The organism is Pseudomonas sp. DC3200b2 (genome assembly GCF_049895785.1).
GTDB classification, from domain to species: domain Bacteria; phylum Pseudomonadota; class Gammaproteobacteria; order Pseudomonadales; family Pseudomonadaceae; genus Aquipseudomonas; species Aquipseudomonas massiliensis.
The window spans coordinates 1-20,853 of record NZ_JAFCTA010000012.1; the positions used below are offsets into that span (position 1 = coordinate 1).

Annotated in this window: 22 protein-coding genes and 4 pseudogenes; 10 read left to right on the plus strand and 16 right to left on the minus strand. The window is 54.5% G+C overall.

Annotated elements, in window-relative coordinates; genetic code table 11:
- The 4 genes from ACP691_RS21170 to ACP691_RS21185 form a co-directional block, all read right to left on the minus strand.
- The coding region (locus ACP691_RS21170; RefSeq protein WP_426154275.1) for a conjugal transfer protein at nt 1-264 on the minus strand (264 nt) is incomplete at its 3' end.
- Nucleotides 264-971 carry a lytic transglycosylase domain-containing protein gene (locus tag ACP691_RS21175; protein WP_426154186.1) on the minus strand — a complete coding sequence of 236 codons (708 nt, stop codon included), beginning with the start codon at nt 969-971 and terminating at the stop codon, nt 264-266. The genes ACP691_RS21175 and ACP691_RS21170, both read right to left, overlap by 1 nt.
- Nucleotides 972-998: 27 nt before the next feature.
- A complete protein-coding gene (locus ACP691_RS21180) occupies nt 999-1,214 on the minus strand; it encodes a hypothetical protein (RefSeq protein ID WP_225776522.1) in 216 nt (71 codons plus the stop codon).
- A 78-nt stretch (nt 1,215-1,292) separates the two neighbouring features.
- Complete coding sequence (locus tag ACP691_RS21185; RefSeq protein WP_225776521.1) at nt 1,293-1,823, minus strand: transcription termination/antitermination NusG family protein; 531 nt, start codon at nt 1,821-1,823, stop codon at nt 1,293-1,295.
- 269 nt (nt 1,824-2,092) lie between these two features.
- On the opposite strand from ACP691_RS21185, the gene ACP691_RS21190 reads away from it, so the two are divergent.
- From ACP691_RS21190 to ACP691_RS21200, 3 genes are all read left to right on the plus strand, one after another.
- On the plus strand, nt 2,093-2,443 hold the full coding sequence (locus ACP691_RS21190) for a helix-turn-helix domain-containing protein (protein WP_225776520.1): 351 nt from the start codon (nt 2,093-2,095) through the stop codon (nt 2,441-2,443).
- An 85-nt stretch (nt 2,444-2,528) separates the two neighbouring features.
- Nucleotides 2,529-2,999: a DUF6392 family protein gene (locus ACP691_RS21195; protein ID WP_225776519.1), complete on the plus strand. Its 471-nt coding sequence runs from the start codon at nt 2,529-2,531 to the stop codon at nt 2,997-2,999.
- A gap of 107 nt (nt 3,000-3,106) precedes the next feature.
- Nucleotides 3,107-3,556 carry a hypothetical protein gene (locus ACP691_RS21200; RefSeq protein WP_426154190.1) on the plus strand — a complete coding sequence of 150 codons (450 nt, stop codon included), beginning with the start codon at nt 3,107-3,109 and terminating at the stop codon, nt 3,554-3,556.
- A 48-nt stretch (nt 3,557-3,604) separates the two neighbouring features.
- Here the strand turns inward: ACP691_RS21200 and ACP691_RS21205 are convergent, their stop codons facing one another.
- The 3 genes from ACP691_RS21205 to ACP691_RS21215 form a co-directional block, all read right to left on the minus strand.
- Entirely contained in the window at nt 3,605-3,943 is a 339-nt protein-coding gene (locus ACP691_RS21205) for a stability/partitioning determinant (RefSeq protein ID WP_225776517.1), read from the minus strand.
- Nucleotides 3,940-4,629 (minus strand): ParA family protein, encoded by a 690-nt coding sequence (locus ACP691_RS21210; protein ID WP_225776516.1) that lies wholly within the window; start codon nt 4,627-4,629, stop codon nt 3,940-3,942. The genes ACP691_RS21205 and ACP691_RS21210 overlap by 4 nt, the downstream gene beginning before the upstream one ends.
- 512 nt (nt 4,630-5,141) lie before the next feature.
- Nucleotides 5,142-5,558 carry a hypothetical protein gene (locus ACP691_RS21215; protein WP_225776515.1) on the minus strand — a complete coding sequence of 139 codons (417 nt, stop codon included), beginning with the start codon at nt 5,556-5,558 and terminating at the stop codon, nt 5,142-5,144.
- A 653-nt stretch (nt 5,559-6,211) separates the two neighbouring features.
- On the opposite strand from ACP691_RS21215, the gene ACP691_RS21220 reads away from it, so the two are divergent.
- The 6 genes and pseudogenes from ACP691_RS21220 to ACP691_RS21245 form a co-directional block, all read left to right on the plus strand.
- Nucleotides 6,212-7,174: a tyrosine-type recombinase/integrase gene (locus ACP691_RS21220; protein WP_426154193.1), complete on the plus strand. Its 963-nt coding sequence runs from the start codon at nt 6,212-6,214 to the stop codon at nt 7,172-7,174.
- 402 nt (nt 7,175-7,576) lie between these two features.
- Nucleotides 7,577-8,071, plus strand: a pseudogene (locus ACP691_RS21225) (MCP four helix bundle domain-containing protein); the annotation flags it as partial.
- A 378-nt stretch (nt 8,072-8,449) separates the two neighbouring features.
- Nucleotides 8,450-9,154: a methyl-accepting chemotaxis protein gene (locus tag ACP691_RS21230; protein WP_426154277.1), complete on the plus strand. Its 705-nt coding sequence runs from the start codon at nt 8,450-8,452 to the stop codon at nt 9,152-9,154.
- A gap of 170 nt (nt 9,155-9,324) precedes the next feature.
- Nucleotides 9,325-10,917 carry a putative bifunctional diguanylate cyclase/phosphodiesterase gene (locus ACP691_RS21235; RefSeq protein ID WP_426154195.1) on the plus strand — a complete coding sequence of 531 codons (1,593 nt, stop codon included), beginning with the start codon at nt 9,325-9,327 and terminating at the stop codon, nt 10,915-10,917.
- 1,002 nt (nt 10,918-11,919) lie between these two features.
- Nucleotides 11,920-12,603 (plus strand): annotated as a pseudogene (locus tag ACP691_RS21240) (PAS domain-containing protein); the annotation flags it as partial.
- A gap of 102 nt (nt 12,604-12,705) precedes the next feature.
- A pseudogene (locus ACP691_RS21245) lies at nt 12,706-13,146 on the plus strand (methyl-accepting chemotaxis protein); the annotation flags it as partial.
- Between the two features lie 9 nt (nt 13,147-13,155).
- Here ACP691_RS21245 and ACP691_RS21250 read toward each other — a convergent pair.
- The 6 genes and pseudogenes from ACP691_RS21250 to ACP691_RS21275 all read right to left on the minus strand — a co-directional run.
- Nucleotides 13,156-13,699, minus strand: a pseudogene (locus ACP691_RS21250) (SOS response-associated peptidase); the annotation flags it as partial.
- 514 nt (nt 13,700-14,213) lie between these two features.
- On the minus strand, nt 14,214-14,624 hold the full coding sequence (locus ACP691_RS21255) for a hypothetical protein (protein ID WP_426154197.1): 411 nt from the start codon (nt 14,622-14,624) through the stop codon (nt 14,214-14,216).
- Nucleotides 14,625-15,002: 378 nt separating this feature from the next.
- Nucleotides 15,003-16,280 (minus strand): translesion error-prone DNA polymerase V subunit UmuC, encoded by a 1,278-nt coding sequence (umuC, locus tag ACP691_RS21260; RefSeq protein ID WP_426154199.1) that lies wholly within the window; start codon nt 16,278-16,280, stop codon nt 15,003-15,005.
- Nucleotides 16,267-16,698, minus strand: coding sequence for a LexA family protein (locus ACP691_RS21265; protein ID WP_426154201.1), 432 nt, complete (start codon nt 16,696-16,698; stop codon nt 16,267-16,269). The genes umuC and ACP691_RS21265 overlap by 14 nt, the downstream gene beginning before the upstream one ends.
- Before the next feature lie 2 nt (nt 16,699-16,700).
- Nucleotides 16,701-16,934 (minus strand): DUF1654 domain-containing protein, encoded by a 234-nt coding sequence (locus ACP691_RS21270; RefSeq protein WP_426154203.1) that lies wholly within the window; start codon nt 16,932-16,934, stop codon nt 16,701-16,703.
- A 99-nt stretch (nt 16,935-17,033) separates the two neighbouring features.
- Nucleotides 17,034-17,273, minus strand: coding sequence for a hypothetical protein (locus ACP691_RS21275; RefSeq protein ID WP_426154205.1), 240 nt, complete (start codon nt 17,271-17,273; stop codon nt 17,034-17,036).
- Nucleotides 17,274-17,740: 467 nt separating this feature from the next.
- On the opposite strand from ACP691_RS21275, the gene ACP691_RS21280 reads away from it, so the two are divergent.
- Entirely contained in the window at nt 17,741-17,953 is a 213-nt protein-coding gene (locus ACP691_RS21280; protein WP_426154207.1) for a hypothetical protein, read from the plus strand.
- Between the two features lie 18 nt (nt 17,954-17,971).
- Here the strand turns inward: ACP691_RS21280 and ACP691_RS21285 are convergent, their stop codons facing one another.
- The 3 genes from ACP691_RS21285 to ACP691_RS21295 all read right to left on the minus strand — a co-directional run bounded on the left by ACP691_RS21285 (nt 17,972) and on the right by ACP691_RS21295 (nt 20,771).
- A complete protein-coding gene (locus tag ACP691_RS21285; protein WP_426154209.1) occupies nt 17,972-18,430 on the minus strand; it encodes a response regulator in 459 nt (152 codons plus the stop codon).
- Nucleotides 18,431-18,676: 246 nt separating this feature from the next.
- Nucleotides 18,677-18,955: a hypothetical protein gene (locus ACP691_RS21290; RefSeq protein ID WP_426154211.1), complete on the minus strand. Its 279-nt coding sequence runs from the start codon at nt 18,953-18,955 to the stop codon at nt 18,677-18,679.
- 82 nt (nt 18,956-19,037) lie between these two features.
- Nucleotides 19,038-20,771: a diguanylate cyclase gene (locus tag ACP691_RS21295; protein WP_426154213.1), complete on the minus strand. Its 1,734-nt coding sequence runs from the start codon at nt 20,769-20,771 to the stop codon at nt 19,038-19,040.
- Between the last annotated feature and the right edge of the window lie 82 nt (nt 20,772-20,853).

Here is a 20,853-nt window from a genome sequence, read left to right on the forward strand (position 1 = left end):
CAGCACACCCATTTGTTGCAGGTAGTCCATGAAGGTGTGGGACCGATCGCCGGTGGAACGGGCGATCATCCACTGGATACCCGACCACATCAGGCAACACAGGCCCAGGGTGCCGCCCAGGGCATACAGGGCCAGACGGATGTTGGTGCCCCAGGTCTGCAACGTCTCCTGCCAGTCAGCCGAGGCAAAGCCCGGCATGCAGGCCACAGCTACCAGCAGAATGCACAGTTCGGTTTTGTTGGGGACAAGGCTTCGCTTGGTCATCATTGATCTTCCTTAACGGTCGGGGAGGTTTCTTGCGGGGTTGATGCGGGAACGGCGGAAACAGCAGGTGGAGCGGGTGGAGCAGAAACCGGGGCGGGCGGTGGATAGCGTGGGTATTGCCGAAGCACGTCCCAGCTTTCGTACACCGGCTGCACGGTGGTTACGGGTTCGGCGGTTGCGCGCTGTAGCCGGCTTTGCGCTGGCTGAGCGCCGCCTTCCAGGGCTGGCACGCTGATGTCTGCGTTGGCCAGCACACGTTGAACGTGACTACTGCCGCCAAAGTCGGCTTCGGCCTGGAAGCCGCGTGTGAGGTTGCCGCTGTAGTAGCAGGAGATGGCCTTGCGCAAGGCGCCTTGCGGGTCGGGGTCGGCTTCAGCCGCAGCGGTGTAACAGTCCTGCAAAAGCTGCGCGGTCATGCGCAGGTTGGTGCAGGGCTCGAACATGGTTTCGGGGTGGCTGACATCGAAATGCTGCCGGTTGATCTGGCCCAGGCCGATGCTGAAGTTGGCGCCCTGCCCTACCAGCTTTTTCACCGTCAACACCGCTTCATCCAGGCTTTGTGGCTGACGCGGCAAGGCTCCGCCCACGACCCCAATGGCCCAGGGATTGAAGGAGGATTCTGTTTTGACGATAGGGGTAAGCGTGGCGGGGTGTATCGAGGGGGCGCATTGCATAGCCAGGGCCAAGAAGGCACTGGTGGTGAGCATTTAAAACTCCATGAGGGATAGCGGAATTTAAGACTCCTGAATTTCTTTCAGTAGCTTTTCCATGGCTTCCTCCAGGTAGTTATCGACTACATATTGGGCCATCTGCGAAGCCGTGATTTGACGCTTGCCCCTGTAGCTCACATCAATAGCCGATTCGGAAAGTGTATTGAAACGCTCAGCGCCGATATAGATGACTCGAACATCCGCTTTAGCGCCAATTTTTCCACGATCTTTCAGGGACATAAAATCTCCAGACACGAAAAAAACACCGCGTATGCAGTGTTTTTAGATTTGATTTGACAGGTAAGGAATTAGCTAGAATTAGCTAATAAGGTCATTCACGAATGGCTGCTCAATTGCAGAGTAAATCTGCGAGCTAGCAGGAAGGCGATTCAAGAGGCTTTTCTCTTTCTGCAAAATCTCAAAGAGGGCCACTTGTCTATCCGGCACCGACTTTATCAGGGTAATGGCTTCAAGCCTGGCAAGAAGCTCAGGGGAGACATTGCGATGTTCGATTTTAGCGATTTTCTTGTCAGTTCTGACCAACAACGAGCCCTTGATTGCTTCGATCAAGGAATCAGAAATGGTCGCCAAGACACCACCGAAGCTAACGAACTCATTGACGCCTGAAAGCTGCAACACCGCTGAGGTGTGTACCATTTCAGGGTCCAGCCGTACAAAAAGGTAACCCGGGAAAAGCTGAGTTTCTGAGGTGCGGACGCCGTTACAGTCGGCTCGTTTAGTCACTTTCAGCTTGGTCGGAGAAAAAACCTCGGCTCCTAGAGCCCTGATGCGGTGTACGAGTAGCTGAGCAGCTTTAGGGTTATGAGTGATGAGATACCATCTGGACATCCTTTTACCTCCTACAACTGGGCACGCTCCGCCACAAACGCGCCGTCTGTATTTCTTCCTGGCCATGCAGCAGTAACCTTGGCCGAATCCGTGGATCCTATTGCGGGGGCTGATTATACGTACAGTACAAAAAATTGCCACAACACATTTCCTCACCGCAATAATAGGCTCTTCATAGCTCTTTAACAAGCATTTTCGCTTAAAATGCGATTTTGCACTGTTAAAACCACATAAACCCTTGAAAATCAAAGTCTTTTGGGCGCCAAAAAATGAGTTCTATAAAAAAGATCATCGGCTCTCGCATCAAGGCGCACCGTAAAATCAAAGGGGTAACGCAATCTGCTTTGGCTGAGGCTATTGATTGCGAAGTGACATCAATCGGTAGGTACGAGAGGGCAGAAACCGCCCCAGATGGGGAGCAGTTAATTAGAATGGCGGAATACTTCGGCATATCGCCAATGGATTTCCTCCCTGTAAAAACCGACGTGACCCGCCAGACAGTCCTGGATATGCGTTCGGAGCTGACAGACCTCATTTTCCAAATCAACGATCCCAGGCAGCTGGAACGGTTAATTAGCGTAGCTCAGGAATTTACAACGCCGGATCGTAAAGGACGTTAAGGAAAAGTCTAGAATTTTCTGGTAAAAGGTTGCTTTTCAACCGGAGCTTTTGACTTTATGCAGCCACACATAGGTCAGGGTAAATATGAATAATAATTATTTCGCCAACCTTATTAGCAATATGGGTAGCTCCCACAGCGCCTTGATAGAGAAAGGTTTGATTCCCGATACGGAGTTGGTACACCTTTATGAAGATGACGACACATTGGAGCTAGAAATAGCGCCAGGCGTTGAACTTGTCTTTTACTCAGAAACGCAACGCTTCGAAATGATTACACTATCATTCACAAGAATCTCAAAGAATGTGACAGACGATTTCAAAGCTTTTTTACCCAAACCACTTAATCGCATAGAGAGTCAGACTGAAGTTCATAAGGAGTTGGGGGCTCCTATGTTCACCAAGTCGCAGCTGGATTTGTTTCCTACAGAACTATATGGATGGGATGTTTACCAACTAGATTCTTGTTTACACCCCGAAGCAATGTTGGACATTCAATATAACAAGGAAATGTTAATAAGTAATATCTTAATATCCTTGATGGATAAAAGTGTCTAACCTAGTCAAGACTATCTTTTTTTTAAAACGCCGGCTTAGGGCAGTGCCCCTAGTTTAGCGCTTGCACAAGATACAACCTTGTACTTTCAGCCTCGGGTGACATAACAATGAACGAGCTTCGGCTTGGATGGGAACCAACCAACGGCACACCCATAGAGGAAATCGAAAGAAAATTACGTGAATTTACCGACAACCGGGGAGGTGTCCTCATTCTCGGAAATGCAACGCTGATCGCCATTCCACAAAGGCCAGACGCGATCGAACTGGCAAAAAAAGTCATGAACGAAGCCCGTTTCATCGTTGATTTCCAAGTAATTCCACTAAAAGATGGAGATTACATGGTAGCGTTCCATAACGTAATATCTGTATTCGTCGGAAAAGATGAGTTCAGCACGAAAAAAGCTGAAATAGAGTCAAGGATCGAAGATTTAAAATTTCCGGGAGAAATTTTAATTTCACCACCAAACGAAAACTCTAAACATACCATTATAGGTCTTTATGCCAGGGGAAAATTACAAAAAGATGCTTACGAGTTCACCGCTTATAAGCATTTGTAAAATTCCCTAGAGCGCCTTCGAGAATATACGTAGGCGCTACCAGAATAATTATTTTTTTCCTTCAGAAGCTTCTAACGCATCCAAACATTGTTTGAACAGTACACCTAGCTTGTTGATTCCCTTCTGTTCGGCAATGCGGTAGAACCGTTCCTTATCGTCTTCGTCCACACGGATATTGAACTGTACCTTCGGGGGCTCCGCTGACTTCCCAAAAGGACGTCGCCTAGCACCTTCGGGCTCCTGGGGCCTTACTGGCTCACGCGACGGCCAGTTGTTAGCTTGCGCTATCGCGTCGATATCGCTCGCTATCGTTACGTTAGCATCTTCATCTTTGGGTTTGAATTTTTTCAAATTAGCAAACGGATCGGGCCTGTTTGACTCTGTCATAGCTTCAACTCTCTTTCTAGCAGGGCTAGCACTTCCCCAGATACGGCTTGAGCATTGATCAATGCTGTGTCTAAACCAGGTACTTGGCTACTATCGAGGTCTTCCAAAGGCCGTTTAAACGTAAACATTGCCCTGAATGCATCTCGCTCGCACATTTCAGAAGCAAATACGGTTACGCCCTGGTCTAAAAGACTTCCCCTTAAGCTTGCGGTAGTCCGCGTAGTGTAAGCGGCTGGTGTTCCTGTAAAAAGTATTGCGTGTGGCAGTCTATATCCAGGTGCGTGGCGTCTTACAGAAAGCTCTTGGTCATGGATTAACTCTATGGCTTTGGACGCTTCTTCAGCATCGAGGTATGAGCCGCGCATTGGTACTATTACAAAGTCTGATTCTTGCAGCGCATGAACGACTATTTTAGCTGCCGTTCCTTCTAGATCGACAAAGACAAAAGGATCATTTTTTGCTGCTTCTCTAATTTTGCTTGCTATATTGTTTTCGGTGACATCCGAAATAATATGCAAATTCGCCGGGCAGTACCCCCCTTTTGCCCATTTCATCATTGGTGTATTTGGGTCGGCATCAATGATAGTGACATCTGCACCGTTTTTGGCAAATTGCAGAGCAACAGTAAGGCAGGTGGTTGTTTTGCCCACCCCCCCTTTAGGGCAAATGAACGGGACTGTAGGCATAGGCACCTCAATTCAAAGCAGCGACGATAGGACCGAACAGGTACGATAGCATGCGCTATCGTTCGATATCGCAAAAAGTTATCGTGCGATAGCGCGTCCTATCGCCAGACGAGCTTAGAGCAGATTGAAAATGATATCAATCGATATCGCTAGATATGATAATTATGATAGCGTGCGATATCGTATGATATCAATAGCTGCGCAACAATACGATAGCATCCAATAGCAACCGATATCGCACGATATCTTGGCTATGGTTAGCAGGGACACTAAGCATTTCCACCCAGTAAACCGGGCTAAAGCCTCGGCCACGCAGGGCGGCGCATCACTGCCTGCAAATGCGATTAGCGATGCCAGGTAATGAGGATTACCTAGGTCATTTAAGGGCAAAGCCAAGAGCGATTCGGCGGGCGTGGTATAGTCACGGTCGAGCATATTTGTACCTGATCGGGATGAGTGTGTTCCGCGCTGGGGGTGGTTGCAGCCACGCCTCAGCACCTCGTCTGTTCGACTTATGCCATAAAGGCAAGCACTGGGAGGATGTCCTGGGGCACACGTCCCGTAAGCACCAGAAAGCGCCTCCAGACACCGTAGGGGACTTTCCTGACGCCCTGTTTATAGTCACGCACGCGACGATCTGACGACACGCCTAGCAGCGTTGCCAGCCTTCCATCTGTGCCGTATTCGGGAAAGTGGCCTTGGAAATGCCGGAAATACGCCCCCACTATGTCCGGGGAAGGCGCCTCCCAGCCTTCATGCTCACGCAAAAGATGAGCACGACCCAGCGTGCTCTCGTCCACCTCCGTTTGGCCCTGACACCGGGGGGCATCCAGGTTTGCTTTCAGCTGTTCGATAGCCGCCGTTGTAGCGGCCTCGAAAACTATTCTTTGCTGCTCCTCTATAGAAGGCAGGGGTATCTCTAGCTTCATATCTGATTCCTTCGGTGGTACCTAAGAAGCTGGGGCCTTTCGGCCCCTTCTTCACCGTGGTGACAGCTCGATGCTTCGAACGTCTGAAACACGGATATTGACCAGACTCAACGTCCCTGTGGCTAGCTGTTTCCAATGCCCTGTCTGATGTACATGAGCCAGGGCATAAAACAGGTAGTCAGGTAACAACAGGTCGGTTCGATCAACTCGGATTCCGATGTGTTCAGGGTTGAACACTCGGCTTACCTCGCCACACCGTTCTGCTGAGCCCCGACGAACTAACCAAAAATGTGCCTCTGGAAAGTTCGTCTGGATGGTCGCCACCGCAGCTAGTTTCATCTCGTTCTCCGCTGGCGGCGTGACTAGCCCCCTCAGAGTCGAGTGGCTTTCTGCTCGCCACCAACAGGATCCATACTAGGCGCATTGCGCCTAGCGGTCAAGGCTTTTCTAGGCACAATGCGCCTAGTGCATGATTCTTGGTCTTTGCTGCTCAAAAAATGCCCATCCATAGGCGTGGCCCTAAAACTATTGATAAAATACGTTATCACTAATTATCGGCGGCTTCGGTCAGTTGAGTACACGCAGCCTTGATCTGTGCTATCTATGACTGCTGAGCAGTGATTCTCCCTGAACTGACCCGAGGACCGACAGACGTGCAAGAACTGGCCATCCAGGAGCGGGAAGGGGAGCGGCGGCTAACAGCGGTCGAATTTCAGCAGCTGGCTGCGGTGCCGGCCGCGGTTGAATGGTTTGCCAACATCGACAACCCGCGCACACGCCGTGCCTACCAAAATGACCTGACCGATTTCTCTTCCTTTATAGGGTTGGTCGGAGCGGAAGATTTTCGCCTGGTCACGCGAGCACATGTCTTGGCCTGGCGCACTGACCTGGAACGGCGTGGACTGGCCGGGGCCACGATCCGTCGCAAGCTGGCCGCGTTGGCCAGCCTGTTTGATCACTTGCTGGAAAACAATGCAGTTGCCGGCGGCAATCCGGTGCACGGGGTCAAACGGCCCCGGATCGAAACCAACGAAGGCAAGACCCCGGCCTTGGGCGACCATCAGGCCAAGGCCCTGCTTGAAGCCCCCGATCAGACTACGCTCAAAGGGCTACGCGACCGGGCAATCCTAGCGGTATTGCTGTACCACGGCCTGCGCCGAGAGGAAGCGGCTCAGCTGCGGGTGGGTGACATGCTCGAACGGCGCGGCGTAAAGCATTTGTTGGTGCAAGGGAAGGGCGGCAAGGTGCGCTACTTGCCCCTGCACGCCGTTGCGGCCGAGCGCATCCATGCCTACCTGGAGCGCTCAGCGCATCACCTGGCGAACTCCAAGGCCCCGCTGTTCATGCCCCTGCGCGGTCGTCAGACCGGCGCCGGCGTCACCGCCAATGGCATTTATACCCTAGTGGAAGTATATACGAAGAAAGCCGGCATCGAGGTCGCTGGCCTGGGCGTGCATGGGCTGCGTGCAACGGCAGCTACCAATGCCCTGGAGCATGAGGCGGACATTGCCAAGGTACAGGCCTGGCTGGGGCATGCCAACATCAGTACAACGCGGATCTATGATCGCCGGCAGAATCGGCCTGAGGACTCTCCGACCTATAAAGTAAGATATTAATGCAGTTGAACCTATAGATAGGTGCTGGATAAAATTCAAGCTCCGCCTATAAATCTAGTGTTTCTGGTCACCTTATCGAGTACTTGCTTCGTATTGGCACGACAAGTAGGAATGACGTGCTATTTACGAGACCACGTACGATTGGCGCTGATCCGTGCCAAATTTTTAATCTTCGACTCGAGCGTTTAATCTAAACATATCCGATGCTTGGTCGATAAGCTAGGGAAGCTGTGCCAAGGCGTGATGCGCGGCCTGGAAGGGCCAAGATCTGAAACACTTGGTTACAAGGAATATTGTCATCACCTTTTGCAAGCGCTTAACTGTCAGAATCAGAGGCAAAGAGGATTTACGATGACGTTACGCCGAATTGATATAGGTCCACGTACTACACTGTGATTCGGCTTGATATGTATGATGCTTATCATATTAGGCCTCGTCTCCCTTGTTCAAGCAAACAAACTGGACGAAACTGAACAGTTTGTCGAAAAGAATGTGGTGCCAAGCATTCGGCTTCTCGGAATTCTTGATCGGGAATTTGTAAATATTCGAGCTAATAATGCACGCTTACGAAATGCAGCGGAGTCCGCAGACGTACGGGCCCTGGCAAGCCAGGCCGTGCAACAGAGCCGCACTCGCATCGACGAGGCCTTCACACAGATTGATCGTCTTATCATAACTCCTGAGGGTCGAAAGGCGCTTGAATCGGTGCAAAAACAGCTCCAAAGATACAATACTCAGCTGGATAGTTACCAATCTATCCTAAATCAAGGAGATTTCAGCAAAGCGGTTGCTTTTTCCAGCGGCGACATGCGTTCCAATGCCAATGAGATTGAAGCAACGCTTAATAGGCTGATTGAGATCAACGTAACCAAGGCTGGCAACGCAGGTGAGGCTGCACGGGCTGCCTATAGGTCCGCTTTCTTTTGGGTAGTCAGCCTAATTATCATCGGCGTACTACTCTCCATTGTGATGGCAACGGTATTCACTCGGAGCCTCACCCGCCCGATCTCTCAAGCGCTGCAAGCGGCACAAGGTATTGCTGCCAACGACTTGCGACAGGTCATTATGGTTGAGGGCACCGATGAGCCGGCACGTATGATGATGGCGATGCAAAATATGCAGAAGAAACTACGAGAAGCCATTGGTTTGATTGGCGACTCTGCCACGCGCCTTGCTGCCACTGCCGAGGAGATGCACGCCGTGACAGAAGATGCCGGACGTGGTCTTTCTCGGCAAAATAGCGAAATCGAGATGGCCGCAACGGCGGTGACAGAGATGAGTGCTGCGGTGGATGAAGTCGCCGGAAACGCAGCGGCGGCTTCAGACGCGGCCAACCATTCGAGTGTCGCCGCACTGGATGGCCGAAATCAAGTTGAAGAAACGGTTCGTGCAATTAGCCGCATGGTTTCCACCGTTCAAGCTACATCCGGTAGCGTGAAAACCCTTGCGGAAAACGCCGGTGCCATCAACAAGGTCCTTGAAGTGATCCGTGCCATCGCTGAACAAACCAATTTGTTGGCGCTCAATGCGGCCATCGAAGCCGCTCGGGCAGGGGAGGCTGGACGAGGGTTTGCGGTAGTCGCTGATGAAGTACGAGCCCTGGCTCACCGTACCCAGGCCTCTACGCAGGAAATCGCCCAGATGGTGAGCGCCATCCAGAACGGGACGCACGAAGCAGTCGATTCGATGCAGGCCACAAGCGTTCAGGCGAACGACACCTTGCAAAAAGCGGAGGGGGCAGGCCAAGCGCTGATGACCATTACCGAGTCTATAGCCCAGATAAACGAGCGAAATCTTTTGATTGCCACCGCAGCCGAAGAGCAGGCGCAAGTTGCCCGAGAGGTTGATCAAAGTCTTGTAAGCATCCGGAATCTTTCCGAGCAGACATCAGAAGGTTCACGGCAAACAACAGTTGCAACAGCTGAGTTGTCGAAGCTGGCTACCGACCTGAGCCGCCTGGTGGGTCAATTCAGAGTCTAATTGCACACTGAATTCAGGATTATGTACATCCAAGTTAGCTTTGGGCCGGTCACGGCCCTTTGCTACTGACCTCTAACATTGGCCTTCACCGTTCATCTGATGACCAATGGTCTCAAGGAAGTCTTTATTCAGTCGATAGTACCGCATACGTCCAAAATGATGGCATTCCTATGGCCAACCGCATATTACGCCGTTTCCTTACGCTTCCCCCAGCATGGTTTGACCTCCTTGGAATCGTCTGTCTGGGCATTTTTGTGCTTTGGAACGGTATTCACTACGACCTTTTTGAAGCATTCATTCGATTCAGTGCCCGACACGAACCCTGGCAGCTGGATGAATTCTTCTTGGGCTTCATGGTCATGGGCTGGTGTGGATTTGTCTTCGGCCTCCGAAGGCTCTACGAGCTTCGTAAGGAAGTCTTTAGCAGACGCCTGGCTGAAAAAGCGGCCATGGATATGGCCATCCATGACACTTTGACTCGACTGCCCAATCGCAGAGGACTGGACCTTGAGTTTCATTCGCACAGATTGTGCCCTGAAGAACCTTTCTTTCTTGTACTGTTTGATCTTGACGGTTTCAAATCCGTAAACGATGTCTATGGCCATGCCAACGGCGATCGGCTTTTGCAGGAGCTGGCCATCCGTCTTCGCACGGGCTTACCCAGCGGTGATTTCGCCTGTCGGTTGGGGGGAGACGAGTTTGCGCTGATCATTCGGTCAGCAAAAACGGCCGAATCGGCCGGGCTATTGCTCGATCAATTGGCCTTATTGCTTTCAAGCCCAATGGTATTTGATTCCGTACGCCTTGGCGCTGCATGCACCTATGGCGTGGCGCAGTACCCCAAAGACGGGATGGACCTTAGCAGTTTGCTTCGTCGGGCCGATCTTGCGCTGTATCAGGGCAAGCATGATGGAAAGAATGCGATCCGGTTTTTCGATCCACAGCGTGACCTGCACCTGGAAGAGCAATCCCAGGTAGCACAGTTGCTACGCGAAGCGCTCGATTATGGCTACCTGAGCTTGGCTTATCAGCCGATTGTCGCCTTGGAAAATGAGCACATTGTTGGTTTCGAAGCCTTGGCCCGACTGAATCATCCAGTGCATGGGACGATTTCACCTATGCATTTCATCCCGGCGGCGGAGCGATCAGGTCTAATACGCGAACTGACTACGCTATTGCTGGAGCGAGCCTGCCGGGAAGCGAAAGCCTGGCCTGAACACCTCTACCTTGCATTCAACCTGAGCGCGTTGGACCTTCGTGATGAATGTCTCGTCGACCGGGTACAAGGGGCGTTGCAGCGAAGCGGATTACCACCGGACAGATTGGAGCTGGAGGTGACCGAAACAGCTGTGGTGGGCGATGTCAAATTGGCCGGCAAACATATCGAAGCGCTGCGAACCTTGGGCATCCGGATCGCGATGGACGATTTCGGAACAGGCTACTCCAGCCTGGCGCAGCTGAGCCGCTTCCACTTTGACAAGCTAAAAATAGATCGCACCTTCATCAGCACAGCTCTCGAAAACGGCAAGAATGCCCGCATTGTCCGGGCTGTCATTCACCTGAGTGAGGGGTTGGGTCTGTCTGCCGTGGCAGAGGGTGTTGAAACGCACGAACAGGCGCAATGGCTGAGTGAAGCGGGCTGTCCCCTGGCACAGGGGTTCCTGTTCAGTGAGCCGCTTTCGGAAACATGTCTAAGTGAGCTCTTGGAATCGCTGTCACAACCCGGTCATGATGCCATTGGCCCCGGCACAACACGCGCTTGAGCGCCGGTTAAAAAGCGGTTACGGATATGCTGATAACCATTCCAATTCAGCACAACCTTGTCATGCACCTGGCGCAATGTCTGTCTACGTCTACTATATGGCTTTGTGCTTAGCTATACGTACGTACCTCAGCATTATCTTGAGTGAAATTCAAATGCATTTGTTCGATGTTGATAGGCTGGAACAGACCGCTGTTTTAGACAGGGCCAATGCGCTTTTAGCAACGGGTTGGAAGCTGGTTGCGGTGATACCTTTGAGCGCTGCCCAACCTGATCACGATGGGTCCGTACTTTACTTGCTAGGTTGCGAGATGACGATCCCTCGTTTTGGTGAAGGGTGGGGGGAAACGATCAGGCTCTCGTGATCCACGTATTCAGGAGATCGGGTGTTCTGCCCAATCACATGCAGCAGAAAATTACCTGTGTTATTTGCACGAGCTAATCACCGTTAGCTTCCACACAGCGCAATAGGATGGCGAGTCAACTCAAATAAATTCTGCCAACGACATAAGCGTGCACTTACGTGTTATAGCTTGCGCTGCTTTCCGTGAAGAATTCAGAATCGCCATTTCTTGTGAAACGTCAGCGCTTAAGATGCCCACTTTAAAAGCATCGCGGCGTTTTCAATGCCAGGCTAAATCAGTCCATACGCACTCATCGGTGGCCCTGCAAGCAAAATAGTCTAAGTGTAATTAAGAAATTTTATGATTGTAGGAAGACGGTCCCTCCATCCGATTACAGACGATAATATTTTCGCCTGCCCCTTGAATATTTGATAAACCGTAATTTTTAACCGCCCTAATAAATATTTCAATAATCGCCAACCACATGTTTTCTATAAAATATAATAAATTCGTTAAAGAAACGTAGGACTGAGCCGATAGAGTGGCCATAATCAGCCTAGGTGGTCGCAATGTTCAACACCGCTCTAAAAGAGGAACTGCGTCGTAACGCGAGTGAATTAGCGTTCCTGCGGCAAATTCAAGCAGGCTTGGAAGCCCAGATGATCACGTTTTCAGTTGATCTGGACTACAGGATTATCGAATGCAACCAACGCTTTGCCGACTTTCTGGGCCGATCCGTCGAGCAGGTAAGCGGCAGCCCCATGAGCGATTTCGTACCCGCTTATGCAAAGACGTTGCCCTGCTTTCATAACCTACGCCAGACCGTCGATTCCGGTGCTGCGGTTTCGGACTACTATCGTTTCCTTCGGCCGGACGACTCACTGGTGTGGATCCAAGCCTATTGGCAGCCTATCAAGGATGCAGATGGCAAGGTCATCCGGGTCATGTGCATTGGCACTGATGTTACGCAGGCCACTGAGATCGCGCGCGAGAACGAGGATTTGATTGCAGCCTTGCAACGGTCTACCGCTGTAATCGAATTCGACTTGAAAGGCCACATTATTACTGCCAACGCGCCGTTTAGTGCAGCCATGGGGTATGACCTGTCCCAGTTGAAAGGCAAGCATCATTCGATGTTCTGCATGCCGGCCGTGGCGGCATCGGCAGAATATGAAGATTTCTGGCGTCGTCTTAATCAGGGGGAGATCATGGGTGGCCGATTCAAGCGAAAAGATGCACGCGGCAACGATGTATGGCTTGAGGCAACGTACAATCCCGTACGAGATACGCGAAATGTTTTATACAAGGTCGTCAAATTTGCAACGGTCATCACGGACCAGGTGAACCGTGAAGCGCAAGTCAACGAGGCTGCCGTGACCGCTTACGAGGTGTCAAGGGAAACGGACGAGAAGGCCAAAAGCGGTACAGAGGTCATTGCGCAGACTGTGAAAACAATGAGCAAGATCGCTACCGAAATGGCGGCTGCCTCCACTGGTATTGAAGCCTTGGGCAAACAGTCTCTGCTGATCAGCACCATGGTCCAGACTATCGGGGGTATCGCGAGCCAGACGAACTTGCTGGCCTTGAACGCTGCGATCGAAGCCGCACGGGCAGGTGAGCAGGGTCGCGGTTTTGCGGTTGTAGCGGATGAGGTCAGACAATTGGCCAACCGTACCAGTACGGCTACCGAGGAAATCGTGAACGTGGTGCAACAGAACCAGGCGCTGGTAAATGAAGCGATTGCTAGCATTTCGAGCAGCCGGGAAGAAACCCGTGAGGGCCTTAACCTGGCCAATCAGGCAGGCGCTGTGATCGTCGAGATCCGCGAGGGGGCCAAGAAGGTCGTGGATGCCGTGGGCCAGTTTGCCAATCACTTGCACAACTGACTCGTGTCCTTATAGGGACAGTGGCTCAACCAACCTGCTGCCTTGGTTCCTGACGTTGTCCACGGCTCTGTCCACCTCGTACCACTCAAAATCGGCCACTGGGCGGCTCTGCTGTTGCACGATCTGCAGGGCTGCATCGCCCTCCAGGTCAAGCTCAAGCCAGGCCCTTGCAGCGTCAGGATCCAGGACCACGGGCCGGCGATCATGGATGTCCACCATGCCGGCATCACTGGCGTCGGTGATGATGACAAAGCCATCTTTATCGTGCGGCTCGAACCCTGGATCCACCTGGGCCAGTCCCGCGAAGAACATTGGCGCCTGGGTCTTGAGATGGATGCAGTAAGGCTGCTTTTTCTTCGGGTCGTCAGGATCCTTCCACCCACTCGAACCAGTTGTTGGCCGGTACCAGGACGCGGCCCGGGGGCCATAGCTGCTTGAAGAATTTGCCGGTAGCCACCGTCTCGATCCGCGCATTGATCGGGTCGGGCCGTTTGCCCTTGGCCCAGAAGGGCGCCCAGCCCCATTTCAGCGCCTCCAGGCGAAGGCCCTGGTCGTCGGTTGGCCAAGGCAGCGGTGTTCGACGCCTAGCTCAAGGTTTCGCTGGTCGAATCGCGGTACCTGAGCGGCCAGCAAGCGCTTCCCACGGTACAGCTCAAAGGCTGGCTGGCCATTGCGGCCTTGTGGCTCACGGTGTGCTTTCTGCTCTTGCTGGCAGGATGGTTCTCCGAAGAAGATCCTGACCCCAGGCTCTGACCCAAACGATCCGATGGTCTTCAGGCGTTAAAGAATGCTTTCCCGCGAGAGGAGTTGAAAATGCCGCTTCCCAGCACGGTTACCTCGCGAATACTGGTCGCAGCCGCCCGCGGGATACCGGTTCATCTGGATGAAGAAACCCGCCGTTGGGCTGAGAAGCTTTTACAGTCAGGCCACATCGTCCTGGCCGCAGCGCTTGATGCGAACACGCCCTGTTTCAGGGCAACGCTGACCCCGCTGGGCCAGGAATTGCTGGATTGGCTTGAACGGTAGAGCACGCAAAACGGCGCAGGATCATTGGCCTGGGTCAGGCGTCATCCTTCCCGTGAGCGATTGAACCCGACAGGGCCCCAAAGCGCCCCGCTGCATGGGGGCGTACAGACTGGAAACTGTACGTCCTCGAGCGGCAGCTCGAGTTCGCCGCTGCTGGGAACGGGATGTCGTAGCAGCGGATGTGCCGGGTGGTACTCCTCGCTCAGCTTGACCAGCCTGTCCGGCTGCTGTTCGAGGCAAGGACAGGGCAGCGCTGCCAGGCGCCGAGCCAGGTCGTCATTGCCCGGGGGCAGGTAAAGCCAGAGGCTAATGTCATCCCGGTCGAGCATTACCGGGAAAACCGTTTGCGGGCCCGTACCCTCATCGTATTGCAATCGCAATCGACGCACGTCGCGCAGTGCCTGATATTCCGCACAGCCATGCCCGAGGGGAAAGCGATACCATTGTTCCACGCTGTACTCCGATTCGATGCGCAGGGCGCTATTGTATTCGGGTATAAGCAGATCGCCAGCGATACCGTTTTGTTCCTAATGATTATCCGACCAACGCATGTATGTCACCGTAACTGTAGACTATGCACACCCCGCAGGACTGTTTACGGCAGCAAATAAGCCAAGCAGACCCGGTCTCAACGCATGCTTTTACCGAGGTTTGTAGGCTCTCCTATTTAGGTGCATTAAATGCACCTTCATGCCCTCGGCGATTGCCAGGTCAACCTGTCATTTCCACGAACGTCCGCTTAGGTCGATAGCGGTCTTCCAAACCGCGACCGCTCAGGCATCGTGTGCCTCTCCATGGCTGGCAAAGCTTTGCTCACGGAAAATGCGACCTTACGCCTTCACTGTCCAAAGCTGGTCAATGCGCGTGGTATAACTCTGGCTCATCAGCTCGCGGCGCATGCCCCAGTCCGGAGTTGTTGGCACCGTGGCTGAGCGCAGCGTACCGCGTCCCCAACGGGCGTTGATAGTGTCCAGGGTGCGCATCAGCTGCTCGCATTTCTTTGGCTGGGTCACGGCAAACAGGTCGTCGGTGTATTCACCGGGTTGCCGTAGGTCCAGCAAAAGCACCTCAGCCTTGCTGTAGCGGTAGCCTGGCCGGTAGATCCGCTCCACGGCCTGGGTGGCCGCGTTGGTCATCAGCAACGTGTCATGGGTGGGGTAGGGCAGTTCGACCAGGATGCCGTTCGCGTACTTGGCCTCGTCCGGGTTGAACATGCCGGTGCGCACGCTGATGCGCATTTTTTTGCACATTGAGCCCTGGGCGCGCAGCTTCTCCGCCGCTCGGGCGGTGTAGGTGGCCACCGCTTCCTTAATCGGCGCTAGCTCGGTCAGCCGTTTGCCAAACATTCGGCTGCAACAGATTTCCTGTTTTGGCGGGTCCGGGTCTTCAAGCTCCAGGCAGGACACGCCGGCGAGCTCTCGAGCGGTGCGCTCCAGGACCACACTGAATTTTGCACGCAGGGTCGCCGGGTTGGCGTTGGCCAGGTCCATGGCCGACTGAATGCCCATGGCCTGCAAGTGGGCGGTCAGGCGCCGGCCCACGCCCCAAACCTCGGACACGGCGGTGTTGCGCAGTACCCAGTCACGCTTGAACGGGTCGCAAATGTCTACGACGCCTCCTGTGTGCTGCTGCAAGCGCTTGGCGGTGTGGTTGGCCAGCTTGGCCAGGGTCTTGGTCCGGGCGATCCCCACACCGACCGGGATGCCGGTGCATTTCATCACCCGTTGCCGGATCGAACGGCCCAAGGCCGTCAGGTCGCCGAGTTGGCCGGTCAGGTCACAAAAAATCTCGTCGATGCTGTAGACCTCGGACCTGGGGACCATGCTTTCGATCAGCGTCATGACGCGCTCTGAAATTTCGCCATAGAGCGCGTAATTGCTGCTGAACGCCACGATGCCGTGTCGGCGTAGCGTGTCCTTGATCTGAAAATAAGGCGCGCCCATCTTCACGAAGGGCTTAGCGTCATAGCTGCGCGCAATCACGCAGCCATCGTTGTTCGAAAGGACCACAATCGGCGTCTTGGCCAGGTCGGGCCGAAACACACGCTCACAGGACGCATAAAAGCTGTTGCAATCGACCAGCGCAAAGGTGGGCTCAGGCGTAGGCATGATCGCGCACGCTGTAGCGCACCACACCCCAGATGGCCAGCTCATCGCTTTCCAGGACGAAGCGCTGGGGGTAGGCCGGATTTTCGGATTGAAGGATGACCTCAGCGCCTTTGCAGTGCAGGCGCTTGCACACGGGCTCGCCATTGAGCGCGGCAATCACGATGTCGCCATGCCGGGCTTCGCGGCTTCGATCGACAATCAAAAGGTCGCCGGAAAACAGGCCAGCGCCCCTCATGCTGTCGCCATCGATCTTCACCAGGTAGACATGCGGTGCGCGCAGGTCGAACAACTCATCGAGTGAAATGTGTTTTTCCAGGTGGTCCGCTGCCGGCGACGGAAAGCCCGCGGGCACCCGGTAGGCGAAAAACGGCAACGGGTAGACGGAAGGCTCCAGCGGCCCCAGGACAACAATGCTCATGGTCAGTCGTCCTGCAGAACGGTCCAGAAAATCTGAACGTGACCATCGTCGCGGTAGGCCACCGTCACGTTGTCGTTTTCCCCTAGTTCCTCCAGGACCTGAGCCCAGGCGTCCTCACAATCCCCGTCCAGTCGTTCGAGCAAGGCCGATTTGGCGCGCTGCGCGAGTGGGTTGTTGATGGCTCGCTGTAAACGCAGAGCGAGCAATTCATAGGAGGTGGGTTGTGGCAGGGCCATAGGGGTTAGCTCGAAACTGTATGTATTTACAGTATTACACCCCCGGCGCGGGCTTCAAGATTTTTCCGCCGACTATCAGCCTAGAGGTGCGTCGAGACGTCACGGAACGCAGTTAAAGAGCTTTTCTGGGTAAAGGATGATCAGAGCGAAGGCCAGCCCTACGAAGATGCCCAACCCTGCGCCAATCAAGGTCGGAAACCAGTGGGAATTCATTAGGCGGCCCAGGCGCGAACGGTTCCATTCGCGCTCGCGCTTGCGGTCCTCGATCATTTTCAGCTCGTCGTCACGCAGGGATTCCATCACTCGGTTGTGGTGGTCCATGAATTCCTGATCGTTCATAGGCGGCTCCGTTTGAGTAAGGGCACTTTAATCTGCCCAAGCCTGGGGCTAGAAAATCCGGTGCTAGACAGTTCGATGAAGATTAGCGCGCAGTCTCGATATTGCACCCTATTCAAACACTGTCAGTGCATCTGAGCGACTAGACCTGGTTTGCCTTAAGGCTGGCACCACGCTGGTTTTTCAGCCAGGAAGGTCCAGAACCTGCCTTCACCGAGGGCACACGTCAGACAAAGGGCTATCGAATCACAAGATTAACGAGGAAGGCTGTTGCTGGAGGGCAACAGCCGAGCGGACGGCATATTGGCCAGAAAAAATGGCAAAATAATGGCGTTGTTTTAGGCCGGCCGTTTGCGGGTGACGCTGTTGCCAGGCGCGTGTGCCAATAGGTCTTGAAACCGACCCGCATCCAACGGCCAGTACGGACTAAACGCTAAACAGGGCCGTTTCGGGCTAAAGATGAGTCGAGCATGCCCCTTCCTTCTACGACCACCTCACGCATCCTGGTAGCAGCGGCCCGTGGCATACCCCTTCCGCTGGATCTGGATACCCGCCTCTGGGCGGAGAAGCTTTCCCAGTCAGGCCATATCACTTTGGCCACCACGCTCGGGCCGGACGTGGCCACCTTCAGGGCATCGCTGACACCCCTTGGCCAGGACCTGCTGGACTGGTTAGAGCGGTAGGCAAGCGGCAGGGTTGTACTAGACGGGGCGTGGCAACCTGTCTACCGATCCGGGTGGAGGTTCGTTGAGGGTGACCCAGAACTTACCCAGCTGGGAAACGGCGTCAACAAAGTCCTTGAACGCCGCTGGCTTGACCACGTAGGCATTCACCCCCAGCGTATAGGCCAGGTCCAGGTCCGAGGGCATCGTTGAATTGGTCAGCATCGCGACGGGGATCTGTGCCAGGTAAGGCGTGGCCCGTAGGGTTTCGAGCACTCCCAGGCCGCTGACCTTGGGCAACTTGAGGTCGAGCAGGATCACGGCGGGATTCCCTACGGCCCGATGGGCAAAGGCGTTGCGGCGCAGCAAATAGTCCAGCGCTTCGGCCCCATCGCGAACCACGGTGACCTCGTTGGCCAGCTGGATGCGCTCCAGGGCCACCAGGGTCAGTTCGAGCTCATGGGGGTCATCTTCGACTAATAGAATGGGCTTGAGCATACCGTCATCACGATACCGTGCCACACCCCGGCAGAGCCGGTTGGAGTGCGCTTTCGAAACAGGCGCAGGGTCTCTGGCATTGTATCATCGCTCGCCCCATTGGAGCGCTTCGGTGAAGCCCACCGGCGCTGCTCGATCAGCCGCGCAACGTTCACGCGCTCGACGCGTTAAGGTTGTTCAATGGCCTTGGCACTTCATCCGTAAAAGTCGGGCATCTTCAGTCTCACTACGCTCACCCTTCCGGCCTCATGGCCGCCTCGCACATAGGTAGCCGGGACCTTGCATCAGGGCCAACTGTTGCCACAGGGTACCCAGTCGCCGGCCTGTCGGTGAATACGCCGGTCCTTCCAGTGCAGCACCGTCACAGCGGACTACCTGCCCCAGGCTGAAGCACTCATAGCCGTATTCCTCGTTGGCCAGCTGCAAGGCACCTTGTGCATCGAAGGCCGCGTACACCGTGTCGTCATCGATCCAAAACGCGTGCAAGGGCTTGGTCAGGTTCCAGAGTTCGTTCGCCGCTTTCATCCGTAGCCTCCTTGAATAGGCCTAACAGTAGGCCATGTGCGCGCATCAGGGCCGTCTGCGGTGACGGAATGATGTTGTAGGCCTAGGACAGCTTCCCCACTGGAATGAAGGTTGACCAGGGCTCTACCCGGTTTTTCCCGGCTTTCTTGGCCTTGTACAACGCAGCGTCCGCCGCCTTGAGCAGGGCGTTCTGACTAAGCCCACATTCAACGGTAGAGGCAACGCCGAACGAGCCCGTCACGCGAAAGGCCCCGTCTATCTCATGGTGCGTCATGGCTTCGAGCGAGCTTCTGATCGCTTCCGCTCTTGCTCGGGCATCGTCCAAACCGCAGTCCGGAAGGATGACCAGCAGTTCTTCCCCTCCATAGCGGCAGGCGATGTCCGAGGCCCTCAGGGCATTTTTCAAAAGTGAAGCACAGGCCTGCAGCACCGCATCCCCCACCGGATGGCCGTGGGTGTCATTCAGGGCTTTGAAATTGTCCAGATCGAGCATGAATACGCTCAGTGCGGAATCGCTGCGCCGGGCGCGGGCCAGTTCGCGCTCCAGCGTCTCTTCCATGAATCGACGGTTGTAAAGGCCTGTCAGCGGATCCTTGATCGACTGGTTCTGCAACACCTGACGCATCCTGCCGTTGGCCAACGCCAAGGCGGTTTGCTCGGCGATGGCTTCCGAGCACTGCAGGCTGGCTTCGGAGATTTCGTGTACGCCCTGGAAGTTAATATGCAGCAATCCCAAAATCTCACCGTAGGCGTTCAAGGGAAGACAGATATGACAGCTGTGTCCCTCTTCACCCTCTGAGGGGTAATGATTACAGCGCACGTCATCGGTTGGGCCGGCGATGTAGCGGCGGCCGCGGCGCACCGCCCAGCACTGTTGCGGGCTCAACAGTGCGTCCTCGACCAAAGCCTCGTTCCCCCAGTGAGCCGCCGGTTGCAGGACATCTGCCGAATTTCTGTAGAGATAAATGGTTCCACTGCTGCCTTCCAAGGAACGTCGGCAGTAAGAGCTAGCGAGTTTGAGCGTTTCCTCCTGATTCAGCTCGCTTTGGAGCAGCTGCGCCAATTCCGCGATCATCCCTATCTGGCGGTTGCGCAGCTCCAGGCGGGCCAGGCTGCTGTTGAGCTCAGCTGACGCGGCATTGGCCGCAGCGGCGGACGATTTCTGTTCGGCGACCAGATCGGCTTGCCGCTGTATGGTTCGGCGCATGGACACAAAGATAAAGCGCGCCAGGGCCAGCGTCAGGAGGAATGAGGCTGCCGCTAACCCCACGGCCCAACGCAGGTTTTTTTCCAGTCGGTCATCCAGCGACACCTGCTCCTGGTGAGCGTCGGTCAGAAGCTCCGCGCACACACCACGGACGTGATCCATCAGCGCCTTTCCACGTCCCGTGGCCACCTCAACTTCCGCCGCCTCAAACCCTGAGTCTCGTCTGAGCGCAATCACCTGTTCCAGATGAGCCATTCGCAGCCCGGCGTGCTTGATGACCTCTTCAACCCGCTCAAGGTCTTCCTGGCTATCGCCTTGATACGCTTTGCGTAAGTCACCCAAGGCGCCGGGCAGCAACGAGGTGGCGACGTAATAGGGCTGCAAAAACAGCTCTTTGCCCGTCAGGGCATAGCCCCGCTGGCCGGTTTCGGCATCGACCAACAAGCCTTGAACCGTGCGTACGCTCTCAATCTCGTGCTCAACCCTATTGCGCTCAAGCCGTGTCTGGTTGGTCCATAGCAGCGTGACCGGCCCTATGGTTGCCGTGAGGGCTGTTACGGCCGTGGCAAGGGTCGCAGCGACTAAAAGGCTGGTTTTGCGGTAGGGCATGAATCCAAAGTACTCCAGAGAGAATGATGGACTTACGAAGTCTAGTCAGCTGAAGGGTTCATCTGGAATAGAGGAATGAAAG

Excerpts from the sequence above, each read along its gene's own strand:
- ACP691_RS21175 (WP_426154186.1), bottom strand. The coding sequence starts at position 971 with ATGCTCACCACCAGTGCCTTCTTGGCCCTGGCTATGCAATGCGCCCCC.
- ACP691_RS21180 (WP_225776522.1), bottom strand. The coding sequence starts at position 1,214 with ATGTCCCTGAAAGATCGTGGAAAAATTGGCGCTAAAGCGGATGTTCGA.
- ACP691_RS21185 (WP_225776521.1), bottom strand. The coding sequence starts at position 1,823 with ATGTCCAGATGGTATCTCATCACTCATAACCCTAAAGCTGCTCAGCTA.
- ACP691_RS21190 (WP_225776520.1), top strand. The coding sequence starts at position 2,093 with ATGAGTTCTATAAAAAAGATCATCGGCTCTCGCATCAAGGCGCACCGT.
- ACP691_RS21195 (WP_225776519.1), top strand. The coding sequence starts at position 2,529 with ATGAATAATAATTATTTCGCCAACCTTATTAGCAATATGGGTAGCTCC.
- ACP691_RS21200 (WP_426154190.1), top strand. The coding sequence starts at position 3,107 with ATGAACGAGCTTCGGCTTGGATGGGAACCAACCAACGGCACACCCATA.
- ACP691_RS21205 (WP_225776517.1), bottom strand. The coding sequence starts at position 3,943 with ATGACAGAGTCAAACAGGCCCGATCCGTTTGCTAATTTGAAAAAATTC.
- ACP691_RS21210 (WP_225776516.1), bottom strand. The coding sequence starts at position 4,629 with ATGCCTACAGTCCCGTTCATTTGCCCTAAAGGGGGGGTGGGCAAAACA.
- ACP691_RS21215 (WP_225776515.1), bottom strand. The coding sequence starts at position 5,558 with ATGAAGCTAGAGATACCCCTGCCTTCTATAGAGGAGCAGCAAAGAATA.
- ACP691_RS21230 (WP_426154277.1), top strand. The coding sequence starts at position 8,450 with ATGAGTGCTGCGGTGGATGAAGTCGCCGGAAACGCAGCGGCGGCTTCA.
- ACP691_RS21235 (WP_426154195.1), top strand. The coding sequence starts at position 9,325 with ATGGCCAACCGCATATTACGCCGTTTCCTTACGCTTCCCCCAGCATGG.
- umuC (WP_426154199.1), bottom strand. The coding sequence starts at position 16,280 with ATGCCTACGCCTGAGCCCACCTTTGCGCTGGTCGATTGCAACAGCTTT.
- ACP691_RS21265 (WP_426154201.1), bottom strand. The coding sequence starts at position 16,698 with ATGAGCATTGTTGTCCTGGGGCCGCTGGAGCCTTCCGTCTACCCGTTG.
- ACP691_RS21270 (WP_426154203.1), bottom strand. The coding sequence starts at position 16,934 with ATGGCCCTGCCACAACCCACCTCCTATGAATTGCTCGCTCTGCGTTTA.
- ACP691_RS21275 (WP_426154205.1), bottom strand. The coding sequence starts at position 17,273 with ATGAACGATCAGGAATTCATGGACCACCACAACCGAGTGATGGAATCC.
- ACP691_RS21280 (WP_426154207.1), top strand. The coding sequence starts at position 17,741 with ATGCCCCTTCCTTCTACGACCACCTCACGCATCCTGGTAGCAGCGGCC.
- ACP691_RS21285 (WP_426154209.1), bottom strand. The coding sequence starts at position 18,430 with ATGCTCAAGCCCATTCTATTAGTCGAAGATGACCCCCATGAGCTCGAA.
- ACP691_RS21290 (WP_426154211.1), bottom strand. The coding sequence starts at position 18,955 with ATGAAAGCGGCGAACGAACTCTGGAACCTGACCAAGCCCTTGCACGCG.
- ACP691_RS21295 (WP_426154213.1), bottom strand. The coding sequence starts at position 20,771 with ATGCCCTACCGCAAAACCAGCCTTTTAGTCGCTGCGACCCTTGCCACG.